The organism is Corallococcus sp. AB018 (assembly GCF_003986945.1).
GTDB lineage: Bacteria > Myxococcota > Myxococcia > Myxococcales > Myxococcaceae > Corallococcus > Corallococcus exiguus.
Map to the genome: position 1 here is coordinate 1 of NZ_RAWR01000421.1, position 2,020 is coordinate 2,020.

The window sequence follows — 2,020 nt, forward strand, 5'->3', positions numbered from 1 at the left end:
ACACGTCCACCGCCATGCCCACCGCGTTCTGACACAGCGACTCCAGGCACGCTGCCAGCGGATGCCCCGCGTCCCCCGAGGCTTCCACCGACGCCTCCCACGCCGCCGCCAGCACCGTGCGCGTTGCCGCCTCCACCCGCAGCGACAGCCGCACCCGGCCGCCCTCGAACGGAGCCTCCCCGTGCCGGACGTCCTCCCCGTGAAGCGCGCCCCGATGTTCCTGCCCTGGAGTCGTCATGCTAGGCACCCATCCTTTCCCACACATCCCCTCCAGGCCAGGAGCCCCATGTCCGAGCCCTCCCATCCGCGCGACGGCGACTTCGAGCTCGTCACCCTTCGCAACGGTCACCGCGCCGTGCGCCACCTGGGCCATGGCGAGGTCATGCACCCCGCGGTGGGCCCGTGGCAGGAGGCCCTGCGCCTCTACGTCGACCAGCCCGGCCTCGCGGACCGCCTGCGCCAGCCCGGCCCGCCGCTCGTCATCCACGACGTGGGCCTGGGCGCCGCCACCAACGCCGTCGCCGCGCTCACCCGCGCCCGCGAACTGGGCCCGGACCGCGCCCGCGACCTGCACATCGTCAGCTTCGAGGTGGACCTGGCCCCGCTGCGGCTCGCGCTCGCGGACGCGGAGGGCTTCCCCTTCCTCCAGCCGTTCCGCGAAGCCGCTGAAAGCCTCATGAAGCACGGCGCCTGGAGCGAGCCCGGCATCCAGTGGACCCTCAAGCTGGGGGACGCGGTGCCCTTCCTGGAGCCGGACGCGGGCCTGCCCCCGGCGGACCTCGTCTTCTTCGACCCGTTCTCACCTGCGTCCAACCCGGACATGTGGACCGAAGCCGTCCTCGCCCGGGTGCGCCGGCATTGCCGGGAAGACGGAGAGGGCGCCCTGCTGATGACCTACAGCGCGGCCACGCCCACCCGCGTCACGCTGCTGCTCGCGGGGTTCTACGTGGGCGCCGGCGTGTCCACCGGCGCCAAGGGGGAGACCACCGTGGCCTCGACCCGCTACGAATCACTGACCGCCCCGCTGGGGACCCGGTGGTTGGAGCGCTGGGAGCGCTCGTCCTCCCGGGCCCCGCACGGGGGCACCCTCACGCCTGAGGTCGAGCGTCGCCTCCGGACGCATCCTCAGTGGCGCTGAGCGTCCCTTCCGCGGAAGCCTCGCTCCAGCGCAGGTGGAACGTCGCCGCCGTGCCGTCGAACTCCTCCGGCAGCGCCACCACCCGCCAGCCCCCGCACAGCGCCACCGCGCGCGCGAGCAGACCCGCCGCGAACGTCGGCTGATCCGCCAGCACGTCGTTCATCCAGAGCTCTAGCGACGTCGCGCTGCGCTCCACGATTTTGATTTCACTGAAGTTGTTGCCGGCGCGAAAGCCCAGGTCCGCCCGCAGCAGCATCCGCCGGGGACCGGCCAGCCGGCCCACGCCCAGCAGCGCACGGCCAAAGAAGGTGCCGAAGTAGGCGTCCATGAAGCGCTCGCCCAGGGAGTAGTACGCGGCCTCCGCCGGCACGCCGCCATAGACGTGGCCCGCCGCGATTCGCAGGAATTCCCGCCACTGCTCCAGCGAATAGGAGCGCTCCAGCTTTTTGTCGAGGTCCAGCCCCGCCCGCTTCAGGTGCTCGCGGCACGCCGGCGTCAGGCGGTTCTCCAGCGCGCGGACGAAGAGCGCGTCGACGGTCTGGGCGAAGACAAGCTTCTCAGGATTCATGGGGAGCACCCTACACGAAGCCCCCCATGCGATGCTCCCCCACCTGTGTACTGACGTTCAGTGTCGCGTCCCCCGAGTGTCAGGAAGCTGGCGCGCGCCGCACCCTTCGTGAAGTCCGGGTGTTTTCAGACCCTACGTCGACGGACCGTGCCACCAATCCGCGGAGCCACTGGTGCGCGGGGTCGCCGTCGAAGCGCTCGTGCCAGACCTGGAGGATGTCGAAGGGGCGCAAGGGGATGGGCGGGGGGAAGACCTGGAGTTCGTACGCGTCGCGGAACGCGGCGATGAGGCGGCGGGGCGCGGTGAGGACGTGG

3 protein-coding genes and 1 pseudogene are annotated in these 2,020 nt (G+C 71.5%); 1 reads left to right on the forward strand and 3 read right to left on the reverse strand.

The features are described from left to right. A partial coding sequence (locus D7Y11_RS42370) for a hypothetical protein (protein WP_148139288.1) occupies positions 1 to 238 on the reverse strand: 238 nt, incomplete at its 3' end. Between the two features lie 48 nt (positions 239 to 286). On the opposite strand from D7Y11_RS42370, the gene D7Y11_RS42375 reads away from it, so the two are divergent. Further along, entirely contained in the window at positions 287 to 1,138 is an 852-nt protein-coding gene (locus D7Y11_RS42375; protein WP_126936502.1) for a tRNA (5-methylaminomethyl-2-thiouridine)(34)-methyltransferase MnmD, read from the forward strand. On the opposite strand, the gene D7Y11_RS42380 is transcribed toward D7Y11_RS42375, so the two are convergent. Both D7Y11_RS42380 and D7Y11_RS42385 read right to left on the reverse strand, forming a co-directional pair. Beyond that, positions 1,089 to 1,706, reverse strand: coding sequence for a DUF2378 family protein (locus D7Y11_RS42380; protein WP_126936503.1), 618 nt, complete (start codon positions 1,704 to 1,706; stop codon positions 1,089 to 1,091). The two genes, D7Y11_RS42375 and D7Y11_RS42380, sit on opposite strands and share 50 nt — an antisense overlap. Positions 1,707 to 1,785: 79 nt before the next feature. Further along, positions 1,786 to 2,020, reverse strand: a pseudogene (locus D7Y11_RS42385) (LysR family transcriptional regulator); the annotation flags it as partial.

Bases quoted from the DNA above. Each gene is read 5' to 3' on its own strand.
- D7Y11_RS42375 (WP_126936502.1), top strand. From the start codon at position 287: ATGTCCGAGCCCTCCCATCCGCGCGACGGCGACTTCGAGCTCGTCACC.
- D7Y11_RS42380 (WP_126936503.1), bottom strand. From the start codon at position 1,706: ATGAATCCTGAGAAGCTTGTCTTCGCCCAGACCGTCGACGCGCTCTTC.